Genomic DNA, 18053 nt, shown 5'->3' with positions numbered 1-18053 from the left:
GGAATCCTGGCCGAATGATCTATCCGCGCGGGGATGCGATGTTGAGGGCCGCGCAGATCGCGAACGTCGCACACGAAGCGTGGATGCAGGATTGGCCTGTCGAGGTCGCGGACCCGCAACGGCTCGATGAGTTCGTTGCTCTGCTGATCGCGAACAAGGCTGATTGGGAGCTGAGCTTCTGGTTGCTGGACCTAGTCCTCGAGTCCGCCAATGACGCCCGGCCCGAACGAACCGAAGCATTGGTCGACGCTGTTGTCGCGGTGTGGGAGGCGACGCGAGCACCGGCACTAGCGGACAGCCTGGAGTACTGGGCTTGTCTGGACGCATCCGGTCCTGAGGAGATGTTCTTTGTGAGCCCGCTGGTTCGCCAGGTCCGCCGACGAATCGACCACACAACTGCCTGAACTATTGGCGATAGTCAGCTCTGACGCCAACGGCGACGGACCTGGCCGCTGAGGCAGCCCCATTCATCGCCCTTCACCAGTCCCGCTGGCGTTCGGATGGGTGCAGTGGGTCCGGGGTGACGGTCTGGCGCGGACCCAGCTGCCCGAGGGCTACCAGGTCAGCACGCGCCACGGCCACGGGCCCGCGCCCGGCGGAAACGAACACCCCGCGCCCGCACCAGCCGTCACCGGCGGTGTCGTTGTTCGCGCGGGGAATTCGCCCCCGCACGCAGATGGCGCGTTCCCGCCGCCGCGTCGCCCACTGACCTGGTGAACAGCCCTCAGCTGGGCCCACCCCAGCCCGGCACCCCTGCTTGTGGGAAAAACGTCGCGTTCCAGCGCGCCCGGGTGTCGCCGTCAACTTCTCGACCGAGGAGAGCACCGTGTCCGAAACCGATGTGTACCCGACTGAATCCGGCTTGTCCGTATCCGAACCTGGTGTCGCCGAGACTCGTTCGTTCCTCGACGCCATCTTCGCTATCGAACTCGCCCTCGACACCAACCGTTCCGCGGCGATCAAAGCGTTTCCCGCCGCGCTCGCATTGGCGAGCGCCGATGACTGGAAGCTGCTCGACTACCTGGTCGAAGTGTTCACCCTGCACCCACGCGAGGCCGCCCTCCGTCGCCTCAACGCTCGCTGGGCTACCGCTGACGAGCTCGAGCGGGAACGGATGCTGCGGCTGGTGCCCGACACCAACCCCGCCCTGCACAACCACGAGACCACCGCGCTCCTCGCGATCGTGGAAGCGCGGGCCCGCCGCAACAACACCACGATCGACGACGAGTTCGCTCTACTGCACGTCCAACTCCATACCGCGGAAATGCCTCGCCAGTCGATCCGCACCTGGCGGACCACCTCGTTGCGTTACCGTGCGTATCCGAAACACCCTGGCACCGACCACAACCGGCGTCCCGAGCAAGCCCGAGCCCGGATCTCCGCGCGTGGGAGCAAACGCCGGCCCGCGCACCTCGAACCTGCGACGGTGACCGACTACGTTCGCGAACAGTTGTTTGTCGACACCGAGGCCGACGCCACGGCCCGGTTGCGTCAACGACTGACCGAACTCGCCGCGCGCGGCGCCGTCTTCACCGGTGCCACGACCCGGCGCGGGTGGATTCCGCGCCACCCCGGTGAGGTTGCGCCCCGACCTGTCGAGTTGGCCACGGCGATCTGGGATCACGAGTACTGCCTCTACGTCGCCGATCAACGTGAACAGGCCCGCGCGCTCGACGGCGAACGAACAACCTCGCGCGAGGACTCGATCGTCTGGGCCGCAACGCGCACCGGGTTACGCGGTCGATCAGACCGTCGCGAGGCATATCTGTTCCAAGGCAACGGACTCGACGACTTCGCCACCGCCATGACCTCGACGTTGGGATGGCGGTGCGTGTCGTGCTTTGTCGAACGCGCCACCACCGACCGCCACCCGGTCCACGCCTGCGAGGGAGGGTTGCGCAGCGACGACGGGCTGTGTGACTACTGCCGCGCCGACAGCCGCCCCGGATTACCCGCACTGCCGCGCGGGTTCACCGCCACCGACCTCGCCACCACCTACTGCCGGTTCTTCACCGAGCACTACCCGAACGCGGCACGAGGACTACTCGCTGAGGTACGGGGCCGCGCACCCCAGTGGCTCATCGCCACCATCGACGGCTTCCTCGCCGAGCACCCGGAACTGCCCGGCGCCCCCGAACCCGTCACCGACACACCCGAGGCTGTGCCCGTGCGAGCCAAGCACGGTCGCGGCCGGGACTTGCCGCCGGGCTTGCGCCACGGTCGATGCGAGGGCTGCACCACGTTCGTGCCCGTGCACGGCGACGGGTACTGCACCACGTGCCGGGTGTGGCTGGGCCTGCACGTCCCCACCCCACGCCGACGCCACGCCATCGCCTGACCACATCCACTGCTACGTCCGTTCACGGCTGGGGCACCACCGCGTGCCCCAGCCGTTCGTACCCTTCTCAGGAGAACGATCGATGTCGAATTGGTTGCGCCACTTCACTGCCGCCCGTCACCGACTGGTTGGGCGTGCGCCGCGCTCGGTCAAGGTCGCGGTCTATCTCGCCGCTAGCCCGCACGCCATGCTCGACGGGTACCACCCCACCACGCCGGTCACCCTCGGTGATCAGTTCACCCTCGACCTCCCCACCCAGGTCGCCGACTCCCCACGAACGCGAATCTTGGCTCGTCCCACCGAAATCGCTGACACGGTGAGCCTGGAACGGATCTTCGCGGCGCTGAACGGTCACCCCGAACCCGACGACGAGCACCACACCACGCGTTGGTACGCCGCGAGGAACCGGTCGTTGTCCGTCGGTGACATCGTCGCCCTCGACACCCGCTACTACGCCTGCGCGAGCACCGGATGGCAGCGAGTCGATCCGCCCGAATGAACCACCGATCCGTGGCTGGGCGCGATCAGTTTCACCACCGATCCCGCCCAGCCCTACGGCGCTATCCCCACTCCCTCCTCCACGCATGTTTCCCCCATAACTCCCGACCAACACCCCCGCGCCTGCCTCACACCCGACAACCACGCCCACTTTCACGCCACTCCCCTTATCTCCCTTTCACCTCCCTACAACAAGCAGACATCTGGCACCACGGCTATCACAATTTGATAACGAACAACTCAACGAGTCTCATTGCATCCCAACACAACTCAATACAAGAATTGTCCCTCTTGCCGTAATTGCTTGTCGCAGCGGCTAATAGAGGAATGGTCGCGACCATTCATCGGGTCGCCGCGGGAAACGGCTACCTCTACTACCTCCGCAACATCGCCGCAGGTGACATCACCACCCGCGGCCGATCCTCGCTGGCCGACTACTACAGCGCCCACGGGCACGCACCCGGCCGCTGGCACGGCACCGGTTTGACCGCGCTCGGCATCACCGCGGGCGCGGAAGTGACCGAGGCACAGATGAAGTCACTGTTCGGACTGGGTGCGCACCCGAATGCCGAACAGATCGAAGACCAGGTCTACGCCCAGCAGATCGCACTCGGCGCCACCCACCGCGACGCGACCCACTCAGCGGAGAAAGCCTCCAAACTCGGCAACGCGTTCCCCGTGTACGCGACAAGTTCGCAGTATCGGAAACAGTGCGCCGATGCCTACCGCGAACACAACCGTGAGCACAACCGTGAACCCACCGCGCACATACCGGACGCCGAACGTGCCCGGATTCGTACCGACGTCGCCACGGCGATGTTCACCACCGAGCACGCGCGCCCACCGCTCAACCCCCGCGAACTGTCGGGTTGGGTGGCGAAAAACTCGCGGCCCAACCAGTCCGCGGTCGCCGGTTTCGACATCACATTCAGCCCGGTGAAGAGTGTTTCGGCGTTGTGGGCGCTCGCCCCACCTGAGATCGCGCACCGGATCGAGGTCGCGCACCGGCGGGCGATCGGCGACGCGGTGGCCTGGTTGGAAACCAACGCGGTCTTCACCCGGCTAGGGCGCCACGGCATCCGCCAGGTCGACGTCGAAGGGGTCGTCGCGGCCGGATTCACTCACCGCGACAGCCGCGCCGGCGATCCCGACCTGCACACTCATGTGTTGATCGCGAACCGAGTCCGCGCTCTGGACGGCAAATGGCGGACCCTGGACTCCAAAACGCTGCACGAAGCGGTCGTCACCGCCTCGGAAATCTATGATTCGCGCGTCGAGCACCACCTCGAATCCGCCCTCGGCCTGCAGTTCGCCGCACGCGCCGACCGCACCCCCGACCAAGTGCGGATCCGTGAAATCATCGGTGTCCCACTGGAACTGATCCAGGCATGGTCGCAGCGCGGGACCGCGATCACCGCCCGCCTCGACGACCTCACCGCCGCGTTCCAAACCACCTTCGGCCGAGAACCGACCCCGGTGGAAGTACACCACCTCGCCGAGCGCGCGACACTGGAAACCCGTCCCGCCAAGCACCTTCCGACCTCACTGGCCGAGCAACGCACCACGTGGGCGGCCCAAGCCAGCGCACTATTGAGCGGACCTGACGCGGTCACGACCATGGTGGCCACCGCGTTCGCGGCGTCGGCGATACCGCGACCCGACCCCGACGCCGAGTTCATTGCCGCGACCGCACGGCGTGCTGTGACGGTGGTATCGGCGAAGCGGTCGACGTGGCGGGAGTTCAATCTGCGTGCCGAGGTCGAACGCCAACTACGCGGCCAACTCCACCCGGCGGCTTGGGCTTCGATACCGGACAAGGTTGTCGCCCAAGCGCTCTCACCACAATCAGCGGTCGCTCGAGGCGATCCTGACCTGACTGAGCAACCGGTGCTGCGCGCGGTACCGGCATGGTTGCGTCGCCGCGACCACACCCCGGTCCACGCGCGGGCGAACTCCCAGGTCTACACCACCGAATCCACCCTCAACGTCGAAGCCGCGCTGATCGACCTTTCGGTGCAGCCCGGTGCCCGAGTCCTCGCCCCGGACCTGCTGTCCGCAGCGGTCACCGACTACAACACCGCCCACCCCACCAGACCGCTCAACGTCGGCCAGATCGACGTCATCTCCACCTTCGCCACCTCCGGGCTGCGCGTCCACACCGCCAACGCCCCCGCGGGCACAGGCAAGACAACCGCGATGGCCGTACTCACCACCGCATGGCAAACCAGTGGCGGAAGAGTCCTCGGCATGGCCCCGACCGCAGCGGCCGCCGCCGTCCTGGGCGCCTCGATCGGCACCCGCGCCGAAACCGTCGACAAACTCCTCGACGTCATCCACCGCCACACCCCACACCCGACCAACCCCGCCCTCGCGCGTGAACAACCACCCTCGCTGCCGCAATGGGTCCTCGACATCGACGCTCACACCCTGGTGATCGTCGATGAGCACGTCAAACTCGGCAACACCAAACGCCTGCAACTGCTCCGGTTTCTGACCACCAGGGGCGCGACCGTGCGCTGCATCGGCGACGACCACCAACTGCCCGCCATCGAAGCCGGCGGCGCCGACACCGACATGACCGCCGCCTCCCCCGAACAAACCCTCACCCTGTCCCACGTCGTCCGCTTCGCCTCCACCAGCGAAGCAACCGCCTCCCTGGGCCTGCGCGAGGGCGACCCGTCGGCGCTGGCCTGGTACCTCGACAACGACCGCATCCACGGCGGGCATTCGGGGTCGGTCTATGACGAGACCTACCAAGCCTGGGTAGCCGACCACCTCGCCGGGCGCGACGCGGTCATGTTGGCACCCACCCGCGACGTGGTGACCGCGCTCAACGCGCGCGCACGCGCCGACCGGCTCTCCCGCACCACCGTCGAAACCCGTGCGCAGGTATTGCTCGGCGACGGGCTTTTCGCCTCCACCGGCGACACCGTGCGCACGCGACGCAACAACCCCCGACTGCGGCTGGGTGCGCACGACTGGGTGCGCAACGGCTACACCTGGACCGTCACCGACGTCCACGACGACGGCTCCCTGACCGTTTCCCGTCCCACCACCGGCAACGACAACGACAACCACCACACCGTGCGCCTGCCAGCCGATTACGTGCGCACGCACGTGCACCTGGGTTACGCCGCGACGATCGATTCAGCGCAAGGAATCACCGCCGACACCTGCCACGTCGCGCTGTCGGGGCGTGAGTCGCGCGAGCAGTTCTACGTCGCGATGACCCGCGGCGTGCACGCCAACCACGCCTACATCGCCACCGCACTCGACGGCGCCGAAGGCGCGATCTACACCGAACCCGCCACCTATCCCCGCACCGCCGTCGAGATCCTGGCACACGTCCTGGCCCGATCCGGTGCACAGAAATCCGCCCACACCGAGCTGCGTGATGCCCTGGACCCGACCCTGCGGATCGGGCGCGCGGTCGACATCTACCTCGACACCCTCGGCCTCACCGCCGAAAACGCCCTCGGCACCGAACAACTCACCGCGATCGACGCCGCCGCCGATGCCCTGTTCCCCGACCTCACCGACGCTCCCGCCTACCCCATCCTGCGCCAACACCTGGCATTGATCGCCCTCTCCGGAACCGACCCCATCGACGCCCTACAGGCTGCGGCCGCGACCCGCGAGCTCGACACCGCCCTCGACCCCGCCGCCGTGTTGGACTGGCGCCTGGACCCCACCGGCACCCACTCCGCCGGCGCCGGGCCGCTGCCATGGACGCCCGGGCTCCCTGATCACGCTGGCGACCACACTGATGTCGAACCGGTTCGCGCGCGCCAACGCATCGTCGCCGACCTCGCCCACCAGATCACCACCGCCACTCACTCGTGGACCCCGGCAACAGCACCAGCCTGGGCGCGACCGCTGGTGAACACCGACCCGGGGTTACTGGGGGAGCTCGCCGTATGGCGAACCAGCCTGCACATCCCCGACACCGATACCCGCCCCACCGGCCCACCCCGACACACCCACCTGGAAAAACACCACCAACAACGCCTCGACGAACACCTCCTCCACGTCCTCGGCAACCCCGAACTGCCACGCAACAGGTGGGCCAACACCTGCGACCGCATCAACCCCCGCATCAGCACCGACCCCTACTGGACCTCCGTCGCCGACAAAATCGACCTCGCCGACCGCGCGGGCCTACCCATCGAAACCCTGCTCATCCACGCCGCCGATCACCACCCGCTACCCGACGAAATGCCCGCCGCCGCGCTCTGGGCCCGCCTAGAACTGGAACCCTCAGCCCTGGATTCCGTCGACGCGCACCGGCTCCGCCCCGACTGGATGAACGACCTCGACGACATCCTTGGCCCCGACCTCGCCACCGCAATCGCCACCGACCCCGCCTGGCCCCGCCTGATCGCCGCCGTCGAACGAGCAACCACCACCTGGACCCCACGCGACCTACTCGCCACCGCCTACGAACTCCTCACCGCCGCACAACCTTCCGACGCACCACCATTGCGCACCGATCAACTCACCGCCGCCCTCGGCTGGCGCATCGACGCCCTCACCCACCACAACCCCACCATCACCTCAACACCCGAGAACGCGCCGACGCCGCAAAACCCGTCACCAGTCACGACCGATCCCGAACCGCCAGGCAGCCGTGACCGCGCAGTCGCAGACGCCATCACCGCAGCAATCGAGGCGACACTGAGCGAACCGCCCCAGCCTGTACCCGGTTCCACGCGCTTACACGAGATCGCCGAACTGTTCGCGAACGGACAAGTCAATGACGCGACCGCGGCATTCCGTGCCTTCCGCACCACTCTGACCACCGAGCAACAATCCGTGCTCGACAAGGTCGCAGACACCCTGTACCGCTACAGCTTCCCCGTCGCCCGCGCCCGACTCGCCTGGGCAGCACAACAATTCCCCGAACACCGAGCCCTCATCGACGCCTGCACACCCACCCGCGACCCCGGGATCTTCACACGAGAAATACCCCCGCCCCGGCCCCTGCACACACCTGTCCGCAACGACCAGCGCCGCGTCGACTCCACGATCACCCCGCCAGTCTTCGACCCCGTCCAAGCCGCAGGCCACGACATCATCGACGCCTACCTCACCGACGCCACCACAGCACCCGAGCCCGTATTCGACGACCGCCACCTCCCCAACACCGCAGATTCGGGATTCCCGATCGACTACGACCGCGCCGCCATCCCCCCGATCAGCGGATTGGCCTGCGTCGACTGCGGCATCGAACGCCCCCACACCGCCGCCATCCCGATCCCACCGCGCCGCTCCGACGACGGCCTGTGCGAACCCTGCCGCGACGACAACCGCCCACCCATCCCCGACCACGACCCCACTGACCACATTGCTGCCCGATGCGCCCACATCGCCGAAACACACACCGCCCCTGCCGCATTGGCGATGCTGCGCCGCGACTGGAAAGCCCTCGACCCCACCCGTCGAACCTCCATCGAGCAGTGGCTCCACGACCACCCGATCACCGAACAACCACTCCCCGTGCTCGGCTCGCTGCAACGGCTCACCGACCACGAACTCTCTGAAGCAATCGAGGGCCTCAACCAACGCCTCGACAACATCGCCTCCGAAGCCGAATTCTTCGCACCCACCCGCCACGACACCATCGAATCCGAACCCGACCCCGCTGTCGCCGGACACCAGCACGCCGCCAACAACGCACAACGGATCGCGCAACAACGCGCCGACGAACTCGATACCGCCATCCGTCGACTCCACGCCACCTCCGTCGGACTCGAGATCGCTCGCGAGGAATTCGATGCGCTTCCGGTCACCCAGCGCCGTCAGCGCAAGTCGGTACAAGACCGCATCAACACATTGACCGGCGAGTACCGCCAGCACAGCGAAGCTCATCAACGCGCCCGAGACGCTGCGCGCGCGGCCAACCGCGATGCCAACGACCTGGCAACCCGCGCTGAACACATCGCAACCAAGGACGAATTCGGTCGACTCGCCGATCAAGGCCGGGCTAGCGAGGACACGGTCGCACGCGAGGAGACAGTCGCGGCCCTACGGGACGCTCTCGGTTCCGAGCTCGCCGACCACCGCGCAGAACTCCAACGACGCCAAGCGCTGCCCCATCCGCAGCGGCATCGCGAAGAACGCGCGCGGATCGAACTTGCCGCTACAGGCGACGGCTTCGCCTCCGATGACTACTCCGGCCTGGACCACGATATGCATGACCGTCAAACTGACCTGGGCCTGTAGGCGGTTTGACTGTGGGAGCCGAAGTTGCGTCCTGGTGTGAGCGTCGACACCGTCCTGCGATGGAACCGAATCGCGCCAGCTCCCGTCCAAACCATTGTGATCGCCAAACATTCGAGGACCAACGCATGACAGGCCAACCAGGCTCGACCAGCGGCGACTTCGCCCTGGTCCCAGACGAGGTCACCGACGCCGGGCGTTACCTCCAACAGGTTGCCGAGACCCTCGTCAGCGGGCTGACCTCCCTCGACACCGATGCCACGGCACTGCTGTCCAATTGGAGCGGCGTGTCCGCCGATTCGTTCAGCTCGGGCTGGACCGAAACCAAACTGGGCGCCGACACCATCCTCGAGGCCCTCGCCGATATGGCTGAACTGCTCGGTGTCACGAGCAAGGCGCTCGATGACCAGGACCGCTCGTGGGCGGCTGACACCTCTTCCCTGTCCAGCTCACTCGACCTACCGGGGCTCTGATGGTCGAGAACGCACAACCCTTCCGCGTCGATCTCGACGAACTCGAACAGATCATCGCCCGGGTGTCCGGATTCGTCGGCTTCCTCAACGACAGCCTCGACGGACTACAACAACGGGTGTCAGCGGTCCAACAGAACTGGAACGGAACCGCCGCCGACGCCCAGGCAGCCGCATTCCGCGAATGGCACACCGGTGCAACCGATGTCGCCGACGGAATCGCAATCATGCGGCAAGCGGTACTGGACGCTCACGGCCGATACAACGCCGCCATCACCGCGAACCTAGCGATGCTGGGCAGGGCATAACCACCGATGACGACCCTCGTAATCGACCCCACCGTGTACTCGCTGGCCGGGGCGTCGATGCATTCCTATGCCACCGAATATCAACGGGTGTACTCCAGGCAGATCGCAGCACTGCGCGATACCGCCAACATGGGCGGAAACGTCGGCGAGTCCAAAGCGTGGGCAACTTCCTACGATTCGACCGTCATGACTGCTATGAGCATGACCGAGCTGCTCATCACCGCGATGGGCAACTACGCCAACATCCTGCGTGAGCTCGGCTACAACCACGCCTTGGCTGACTACGTCGCTGGAACCGGCCGACCGGAACCGACCAAACCGACCCAGCTAGCCCCGGCATGGGCACCTTGCTTGATACCGCCACCGTCGGCCGGCGGACCGGGCAGCGGCCTGTTCGACGACGTCGGATTCGCGGTGTCAGCGCTCGAGAATTTCGGCGTTTCGATGCCCGACGGCGAACCGCACGACCTACAGACCGCCGCAGACACCTGGGACAAATTCGGCTCCGAGTCAGGCGTGGGCAACCTGCCCGCGCTCCTGGACCAGCTCGCGAAGACCTTCGAACGGGAAACCGCACCAGACGCAGCGCTCGTCGACGACGACATCCGTGAACTGAAAAAGACCGCTGAAGGGGTCCTTACCCTCTACAAAGACCTCGCCAAGTCCTGCCGCGAACACCGCTCAGCGATCCTAGAGTTCCGGACACAACTCGGCCAGCTACTGACCGACCTCGCCAAAGACCTCGCCCAGGAAATCGCTGAAACCGTCGTCCTCAGCGTTATCGCGGGTGCCTTGACAGCCGGTTTCGGCGCCGCCGCCATCGCCGCCGCCAAGGCAGGCAAGCTCGCGCTGAAGATGAAAACCTACGTCGACCGCGTCCTCGACGCCAAACGCGCCGCCAAATTCGTCGAGAAGGTTGCCCAGACCGGCGAGGATCTCGAAGCCAGGCGCGCGGAGATGCAGCGTATCGCGAGCCTGCTGGCGAAGCGTGTTGATGACGCGGCAAAAGCTGCCAAGCTCAAGCGTCAGGAGTCCCTCGACTATGCCTTGAAGGACGATCCGATGGGCCACGTGTTCGACAAATTGGAGCACAAGCTCGACGGCTTCGTTCAGCAGTCAGGCGGCCGCGAGACAGCTATGACGAAGTTGATTGATAGCGTCCAGGGAGTGCCTGAAGGGGTTTACGGCCCGACCAACCCGCTGGTACGCACTATCGATGGTCACACAATCCATATGCGCGGAGCGATGATCAACGGAGTTTTCAAGATCAGTACAGCGTTTATCCCCTGACAGATTGAACTCACCGAAATCGAGGAAGCATGAGTAGAGCACAGGTAGCCCCACGCCCACTGAATGATCACGAAGAGTCGATCATTCGAAAGTTGCTATCAGTAGAGTTTCCCGGTTCGGACAAGTATGTGTCCCAGGTTCCACATACGCAGGTGGTTGCCACCTGGGGAAAAGGTTCCCAAAGCCTAGACTTCCGCGTCTCGGCCGACGCAACGGTAGGTCCCGCTGTAGATGGCGAATTGCCTGTGTTCGGGGAGGTCGCCGACGCAAACGGGACAGTTACCGGCTTTATCACCCTTTGGGTAAAGAACGGTCTCCTCGATGCACTCGAATACGGATCACACACCGACGACAGTCCGGCATCCTTACCGGATCTAGCGGCAATTTCCGTTAGTCGATTCAAATAGGTCCACCACAACCCCAGCGCAACGTCGGCCTCCGCGCTCAGCCAGCGGGATGCCGCACCGACCGAATTATGATCGTTGGAACCGCAGGTGTTTCGCCGAACGCCGCGGTTTCGGGTCGCCAGCGTGCCGTCGCCCGCGACGACAGCGAGTTGACCACGCAGGATCGCGAGGGCGAATCGTTCGCCATCTTGTCGGTGTCTCGGACGGTCGTGGGTAGGTCGGCGAGCCTTCCGAGGATCGCGGCGGCTGTTAAAGTGCATTCCATCGCCATGGCCGGACGATCTCGCCCCGGAGGCACGCAAGCCGATGGCGCACCTCCCCCGCTGCGCTCGCGCTGACGGTGGACTGCGACAACGCGAAGACCGTCCACCGGAGTTCCTGGATATCGGCGAGCAGGCGGAACGCGAAGTCCATGGTGACGTCATCGCCGTAGGCGTCGACGAACGCCAGGTAGTCGGACTCCGACAGGCGGTCGAAATCGGTACGGTCAGCAGCAACCTGTATGAGGTCCCACTCCGGTCGGCCGAGCGAGACACGGTCCAGGTCAACGATTATCGGACCTCCGCCGAACGGAACGACCACGTTGCCTTGCCACGCATCGCCATGAATGACTGTTTCGCGGCGCGGACGGCCCAGCTCGAAGTACTGATTGCACAATCTGTCGTGATGACCGAGAAGCCACACCCGATCTTCTACGTCTAGACGCCCCGTCGAGGTGATGGCTCGGCGAAGCCCGGCGAATGGTTCGTGGTCCGGTAGCACAAACGTTGTTGGCGGCGCGAGAGCGTGAAGCTGACGAAGCCTGCTCGCTAGTTCAGCAGGTGTCGCCGCGCGGTGGGCCGGGATCCGTTGCCACCACGTGATCGGACGATCATCCACTACGGCAAGAGGATTGGCGACGTCGGCCACGCGAACGGTCGGAAGCCCAGAGTCGTTCAGCCACTGCGATATTCGCAACTCTCGTACGGCTGCATCCGTGGTTCCGCCCTTGCCGATCCGGCCAATGATGTCGCCTACGCGGTAGATCGTGTTCGAGCCCGCCCGGATGAGCTGTGGGTCCCTGAGCTCGATGCCGCTGATAGCCGCGGCCTGTTCGAGGATGTCCAGCGAGTTCGCGTCCGCAGGCTCCGGGCCGCTCATGAGGGCTCGTTCGAGGTCGTCGCAAGGATCAGCGCGCGGAGCTCACCGACCTCGGTGATACGACGATGTGTGCTCGCGACTGCTGCCAGCCCGCGAAGCTCGGTCGCGATACGCGCCGATCTCAGCGCGCGGCTGTGTTTCACCGCTTCCATCCCGAGCGCCGCGGCTTCACGAGGGTCACCGAGCTGCATAGTCAACGCTGCCAGTCGAATCTGGGAGAACGCTCTCGATCGGGGGTACTCGCAGCCGTGCATGTCGATGGCGTACCGCAAGCGCGGCGCGGCAACGTCGATCGAGTTGCGTGCTTCGGCGGCCAACGCGAGCGCTTTTCCTGTACTTCCGAGATGTTCGGCCTTGTCGTAGAAGCACATCCAGGGCGGGTCGGAGTCCGGCGTACGAACCGCGAATAGTCCGTCCGCGTGCTCGACTTCGGCGACGACCTCGTCAGTACGTCCCAAAACGGCAAGGTACTGGGCCCGCATCGCGCTCAGCATCGCTCTCACGGTGAATGCCAGCCGATCGGAACGGACCTGGGCGAGTTCGATGAGCGAGAGTGCGCTGTCGGCGTCCCCGACGAACGCCGATCGTCGCGCCATATCGGCCAGCGAGCTCGCGCGAAGATCCCACGATCCTGCCGAGTCCGCGCACCAAAGCGCGAACTGGAAGTGTCGGTCGGCGTCGAGGAACACGCCAGCGTCGAAGGCGGTGTAGCCCACAACGCTGCTGAGGTTGCCGATCGCCTCCAGCAACGAGCGGCGCAGATCCGCGCTGACCGTGCTGTGTGCCATCGGCGCGAAGCGTGTGAGCGTGTCGTTTGCGGCTACCACCGCGGAAGAGCCTCCACCGTGGAGGTTTTCGGTTGAGGCGGCGGTCTTTGTCGCGGCACGGATGGCGTCGATCTCGTGTCTACCGACACGGCCGACGACTGGCCCGGCGGAGTCGGAACTGCGTCCAAGCCCGCTCGACTCGAACGACGGACCGAATGGACTGAACAGGTTCACCGCCAGTGCGCGGTCCGGTTGCGTGTCGCTGGTCGGGCGGCGACGAGCCCGAACGAAGCCGAGTTCGGCATCGGAGGCGCCGAGAATGTGGTTCATAGCGCGGCGATAGTCAGCATTCGGCCAGCGCACAATCCCGCGTTCGTACCTGGCGATTGCGTGGGCATCCAGGTCACGCCGTACGCCGGTCGTCTGCCAGACACGTTCATTAATTGCATCGGCGAGCTCGCCGCGACTCATCGTTGTATTCGGGACAACCCGCGATGGCGTCCCTTCTCGGCATTGCTGCAGCTGGATATTGGGTGACACGCCACCTCCACGCGGACTGCTGGGCGTTGTCGATTGTAGTCGGCTGCGCGCAATACGGATGGTGGCCCAATTTGCCCCGTAATTTGCCCTCCCCCTGCGGCTTTCATCGGTGGACGCTTGGTCGTGTCAAACCCCGATTTCGGGGGTTCCACGCACAATCGCCAGCGCGGCGTTGCTCCTCGTTCAGTACAGGGGACATTGCCGCTGACCGATCAGGGGAACGATGAGTACAACCAAACTGACCGACGTCGAGCGACTGGTGCTCGATGTCCTGGCGCCGGGTGGTCTGCTCACGATCGAGACCCTGGCACGCAGCACCGGCCGGCGAGTCCACGAAGTGCGCCGGGCAACCGACTCGCTTCAGGGCAAGAACCTCGCATGGGTGAACCGGCGCGGACAGTGGAGCACCGTCTGATGGCGCCGAAGACCACCCCACCCGGCTGCACCCAACGCGGAGCAGGCCGATCACTCACCAACCTGGTCGAACTACTCGAGGCAATGAGAGAAGCCGGTTGGGTCAGCCTCGCCACGCCTTCTCTCGAACGACAAGACGCCGACACCGCCGAAACGCCCGCACCGGCGACAGGCGCACGCAGGAGACTCCAGTGACCCACACGCCCCGACCAGCCACGGCCCACGCCGATACCCTCCGCTCACGATGCGAGTTCTACCGTCGCGTGTGTTCGCTGCCCACCGTGATCGACCCTCAATCGGGCCGTATCACGATGCGAGCCGGGCTGATCGGCGCGGTGATGATGCCCACCGACCTCGCCCGCCAGGTCAAAACCGCCCTCGACATCCGCGGTGACGCACCACTGCCCATCATCGACCACCCCCGCGCCAACATGTGGACATACTTGGTGAGAGCCGACATCCGCCCGATCGGCGACCCCGCCGAACTGGCACGGCTCTGGCGAGCGCGAGTGGTCGTCATCCGCGATGGCGACATCGCTCTACCATCCCCGCTGCCAGACCCGCTGATGATCCGCACGTGGATCTCCCCAGCCCTCAACGCGTTCCGACCCTCGGGAACGGTTGTCCTTCAATGCGCCCGGGAGTTCCTGCCAGACCACCTGCCACGATGAACTCCGACCACCGGTCGCCGTGTCCCGACGAGCCCGACATCCACCTCACAGTCCAGTTCTCCTATGTGCGAATGGATTTCGTGGCATGCCTGACCGCCGCACTGGCGTTCTGCTGCGACGTGGCCATCCACCGAACCTGTTCCATCGCAGTCGATTCCCGACACTGCCCAGGACTTCCGAGGCTTCCGAACGAACGGCTCTACCTTCTGCCCTGACCGGGCCCACCCTGCTCTCGCGTGGCAGTCGCCGGAGACGGCGCTCAGGCCGGAATCCATAAGAGCTCCTATCAGGTTCGATTGCTGAGTCGTCGCCAACAGATCAGTGCCGCACCAAGATTCAGGAATCCGTAGTGGATATCGGTGCGGCGTTCCCATCGGATCGCCAAGCGTCGGAACTGATGAAGCAGCGCGATGGTCTGTTCCACGATCCACCGGCCCGCGGTGACTTTGTCGCGGGTTCCCCGCCGAGGGATGTACCCGGTGATCCCGCGTTTGCGCAGCTCGGTGTAGACGCTGGGATAGTCATAGCCCTTGTCGGTGATCAGGGTTTTGATCCGACGCCGAGGCGGTCCTGGTCGGCCGCGCAGTGGCCTGACGCGATCGAGGACATCGGGCACCATGAGATGATCGTTGACGTTGGCCGCAGAGAGTTCGATGGCGAGCAGAAAGCCATTTCCGCAGGTCAGGAGATGGTGTTTGGAGCCGGTTTTGGCGCGGTCGACTGGGCTTGGCCCGGTTTTGGCGCCCCCTTTTTGGCCCGCACGTGCGAGCCGTCGATCATGACCCGGTCGAAATCGATCAACCCGGCGGCGTTGCTGCGGTCGAGGATCGCTTGATGCATGGCCTCAAACACTCCGGCGGCTTGCCAGTCACGCAGTCGGCGCCAACATGTCATCCCGGAGCCGAAGCCCAGTTCTTGGGGCAGGTCCTCCCATCCGATCCCGGTGAACAGCACGAACAGGATCCCTTGGAACACCAGTCTCGGGTCGTGCTGGGCCGGGCCTGGTGTTCCCGCAGGTTTTGCTGGTAGTAGCGGTTCGATAACCGCCCATAACTCGTCGTTGATGATCCACGGTGCTGCCACAGCGAAACATGCTGCACGACAGTTGGTTTGACCGCTACTCGACCGAACCTGTTAGGGGCTCTAAAGGCACTTTCCGAGGAAACTCGGGAGGTGCCTTTCCTGCTACCTGGGGCCGTCCACACACCCAGTACACACATGGTCAACATCCTCCGGGAATTACTGGCGCTGATCGGAGCTACTTCCAGGTCCCGGTTGGTGTCCGGCCTGCACACCCCGAACCTGGCGGAGCCTCACTTCCGATTCGACCCGACGAAGTTGGATGCCTCCCTCGCCACCACGTAGTCATGGCTCGGCGTCGATCCGGCCGCGCCGTCTCGCGTCGGCGGACCTGGACCTCGGCCTGGCGCTGGTGGCCACCAAAAAGCCCGATGAGGCGGCAAAGCGTAGCGCTCGCTACCAGGGCGGAACCGAATTCGGTTGGGAGACTTCATAACACACTGCAACCCTACTTCGGCGCCCGACCGGTAATATGCACCGTGACCGGAGGGGGATCAGGGATGAAGGCGCCTAGTGCTGAACGATGCGGTGAGAAGACATGGGACGCAGAGGGGTCGGGGGGACAGCTCGGGCCGATCCCAGCGATCGTCGGCCGAGAACGAGACATCCGTGAAGTCCGGACACTCATCGCTGACCCGCGGGTCAGACTGGTCACTCTTACCGGGACAGCCGGGGTCGGCAAGAGCCGGTTGGCCCGAGAAACGCTATTCGGCTCATGTTTCGAAGCCAAGAGCGTGATCGATGTCAACCTTTCCGCAGTGCCGCACCGCAACCAATGCTGGAAGATCATATTGGACGCGGCAGGCTCAACGGCGGCCTTCGATGCGGCTGACGTAACGGACCCGCTCATGGAGGTGATACGGACTCTCCGCAACGAACAGGCGGTGCTCCTGCTCGACAATTGCGATCTGGTGGCGCAGGAGGTCGCGCCTGATCTCGTCACGCTACTCGAGTGCTGCCCGCATATTGCCGTCTGCGCGACCAGTCGGTTAACCTTCAATCTCTATTCTGAGTGCGCCTTCTACGTTGCACCGTTGGTGACGAAAGCTACTACGGACAGCGACTCGACTCCGTCTCCGGCGGCGCAGCTGCTACACCGAAACATTGAGCGACACTGCCCAGAGAACGAGCCTGTAGCTAACCAGGAACAGCTGGAAACGGTCGCTCATACGTTAGGCGGCATCCCACTCGCCCTGGAACTCGCGGCAGTGACAATCAGCCGCGCTGGACTGGGAAACGCACTCGAACTCATCCTTTCTGGAGCTGATCTCGGGCCCCCGCCGTTCATAGATGTACCACTGCGACACAGAACGACGCACGACGCTGTTGCGTGGAGCCTCAGAATGCTTGACTCCCGATCCCACGACATGCTCTTGCGCATGTCGCTGTTCGAGTCCCCGTTCGATCTACCCACCGCCCGCATGCTGATGAGCCAGCCGGAGCTTCCTACCAACGTGGAGGTGCTGTCCACATTGGTCACACACAGTCTTCTACGTCAGACAGTTCATAGCGACGGCGACGCCACCACCTATGAACTCTTTGCCACCGTCCGGATGTACTGCCTTCGAATACTACGGGTGGATCCGGTCCTCGCAGGACGAATCCAACGTGATTTCCTGGACCGGGTTTGTGCGATGGCAGCGGTTACCGACGGCAAAGCGACCAGTGTGATCGTGCCGCCAAACTTTCCGCGTCTGACAGCCGACCATGTCTCAGGAATTTACTCCACAGTGTGTCGGCTTATCGCCCACAACGAGCTCGGCCGTGCCGTCACCATTGCCGGCGAACTAACCGATGTGTGGGTTCAGCACGGCTACTGAGGTTCCCCCCGAACGGTGGACAGGGGAGTTACGAGATTCAGGCAGCTATCGCTCGGAGTGAACGCTCGAAGCCGTCGGGACTGTGCATCCC

General features: G+C 64.8%; 14 protein-coding genes. 11 read left to right on the top strand and 3 right to left on the bottom strand.

The window, feature by feature from the left end; translation table 11 throughout:
- Positions 1 to 14: 14 nt before the first annotated feature.
- The 8 genes from ACFWUP_RS30225 to ACFWUP_RS30190 all read left to right on the top strand — a co-directional run bounded on the left by ACFWUP_RS30225 (position 15) and on the right by ACFWUP_RS30190 (position 11123).
- Positions 15 to 404 carry a hypothetical protein gene (locus tag ACFWUP_RS30225; RefSeq protein ID WP_379239382.1) on the top strand — a complete coding sequence of 130 codons (390 nt, stop codon included), beginning with the start codon at positions 15 to 17 and terminating at the stop codon, positions 402 to 404.
- Between the two features lie 100 nt (positions 405 to 504).
- Positions 505 to 717 carry a hypothetical protein gene (locus ACFWUP_RS30220; RefSeq protein ID WP_379239381.1) on the top strand — a complete coding sequence of 71 codons (213 nt, stop codon included), beginning with the start codon at positions 505 to 507 and terminating at the stop codon, positions 715 to 717.
- 109 nt (positions 718 to 826) lie between these two features.
- Complete coding sequence (locus tag ACFWUP_RS30215; RefSeq protein ID WP_379239380.1) at positions 827 to 2338, top strand: hypothetical protein; 1512 nt, start codon at positions 827 to 829, stop codon at positions 2336 to 2338.
- Positions 2339 to 2420: 82 nt separating this feature from the next.
- On the top strand, positions 2421 to 2837 hold the full coding sequence (locus ACFWUP_RS30210; protein ID WP_379239379.1) for a hypothetical protein: 417 nt from the start codon (positions 2421 to 2423) through the stop codon (positions 2835 to 2837).
- A 326-nt stretch (positions 2838 to 3163) separates the two neighbouring features.
- Positions 3164 to 9058, top strand: coding sequence for a MobF family relaxase (mobF, locus tag ACFWUP_RS30205; RefSeq protein WP_379239378.1), 5895 nt, complete (start codon positions 3164 to 3166; stop codon positions 9056 to 9058).
- A 125-nt stretch (positions 9059 to 9183) separates the two neighbouring features.
- Positions 9184 to 9528: a WXG100 family type VII secretion target gene (locus tag ACFWUP_RS30200; RefSeq protein ID WP_379239377.1), complete on the top strand. Its 345-nt coding sequence runs from the start codon at positions 9184 to 9186 to the stop codon at positions 9526 to 9528.
- The gene (locus tag ACFWUP_RS30195) at positions 9528 to 9833 is read left to right on the top strand and encodes a WXG100 family type VII secretion target (protein ID WP_379239376.1); all 306 of its coding nucleotides are present in this window, start codon (positions 9528 to 9530) and stop codon (positions 9831 to 9833) included. Before ACFWUP_RS30200 ends, ACFWUP_RS30195 begins: the two co-directional genes overlap by 1 nt.
- A 6-nt stretch (positions 9834 to 9839) precedes the next feature.
- Positions 9840 to 11123 carry a hypothetical protein gene (locus ACFWUP_RS30190; protein WP_379239375.1) on the top strand — a complete coding sequence of 428 codons (1284 nt, stop codon included), beginning with the start codon at positions 9840 to 9842 and terminating at the stop codon, positions 11121 to 11123.
- A gap of 656 nt (positions 11124 to 11779) precedes the next feature.
- Here ACFWUP_RS30190 and ACFWUP_RS30185 read toward each other — a convergent pair.
- Entirely contained in the window at positions 11780 to 12670 is an 891-nt protein-coding gene (locus tag ACFWUP_RS30185) for a phosphotransferase family protein (protein ID WP_379239374.1), read from the bottom strand.
- Positions 12667 to 13458 (bottom strand): hypothetical protein, encoded by a 792-nt coding sequence (locus ACFWUP_RS30180; RefSeq protein ID WP_379239373.1) that lies wholly within the window; start codon positions 13456 to 13458, stop codon positions 12667 to 12669. Before ACFWUP_RS30180 ends, ACFWUP_RS30185 begins: the two co-directional genes overlap by 4 nt.
- Positions 13459 to 14200: 742 nt before the next feature.
- On the opposite strand from ACFWUP_RS30180, the gene ACFWUP_RS30175 reads away from it, so the two are divergent.
- Together ACFWUP_RS30175 and ACFWUP_RS30170 are read left to right on the top strand one after the other, a co-directional pair.
- Positions 14201 to 14392: a hypothetical protein gene (locus ACFWUP_RS30175; RefSeq protein WP_379239372.1), complete on the top strand. Its 192-nt coding sequence runs from the start codon at positions 14201 to 14203 to the stop codon at positions 14390 to 14392.
- A gap of 280 nt (positions 14393 to 14672) precedes the next feature.
- Positions 14673 to 15062, top strand: a complete 390-nt coding sequence (locus ACFWUP_RS30170) for a DNA-directed RNA polymerase subunit beta (protein ID WP_379239371.1) — start codon at positions 14673 to 14675, stop codon at positions 15060 to 15062.
- A gap of 286 nt (positions 15063 to 15348) precedes the next feature.
- On the opposite strand, the gene ACFWUP_RS30165 is transcribed toward ACFWUP_RS30170, so the two are convergent.
- A protein-coding gene (locus ACFWUP_RS30165) for an IS5 family transposase (RefSeq protein WP_379239370.1) occupies positions 15349 to 16145 on the bottom strand; the annotation gives its coding sequence in 2 pieces (ribosomal slippage) (positions 15349 to 15815 and positions 15815 to 16145; 798 coding nt in all).
- Positions 16146 to 16876: 731 nt separating this feature from the next.
- On the opposite strand from ACFWUP_RS30165, the gene ACFWUP_RS30160 reads away from it, so the two are divergent.
- On the top strand, positions 16877 to 17962 hold the full coding sequence (locus ACFWUP_RS30160; RefSeq protein ID WP_379239369.1) for an ATP-binding protein: 1086 nt from the start codon (positions 16877 to 16879) through the stop codon (positions 17960 to 17962).
- The last annotated feature ends 91 nt before the right edge of the window (positions 17963 to 18053 follow it).

The sequence above is a fragment of the Nocardia sp. NPDC058658 genome, assembly GCF_042716665.1.
In the GTDB taxonomy this organism is placed as follows: Bacteria; Actinomycetota; Actinomycetes; order Mycobacteriales; family Mycobacteriaceae; genus Nocardia.
The sequence above is the reverse complement of the archived record's forward strand: the minus strand, read 5'-3'. Positions and strand labels throughout refer to the sequence as shown.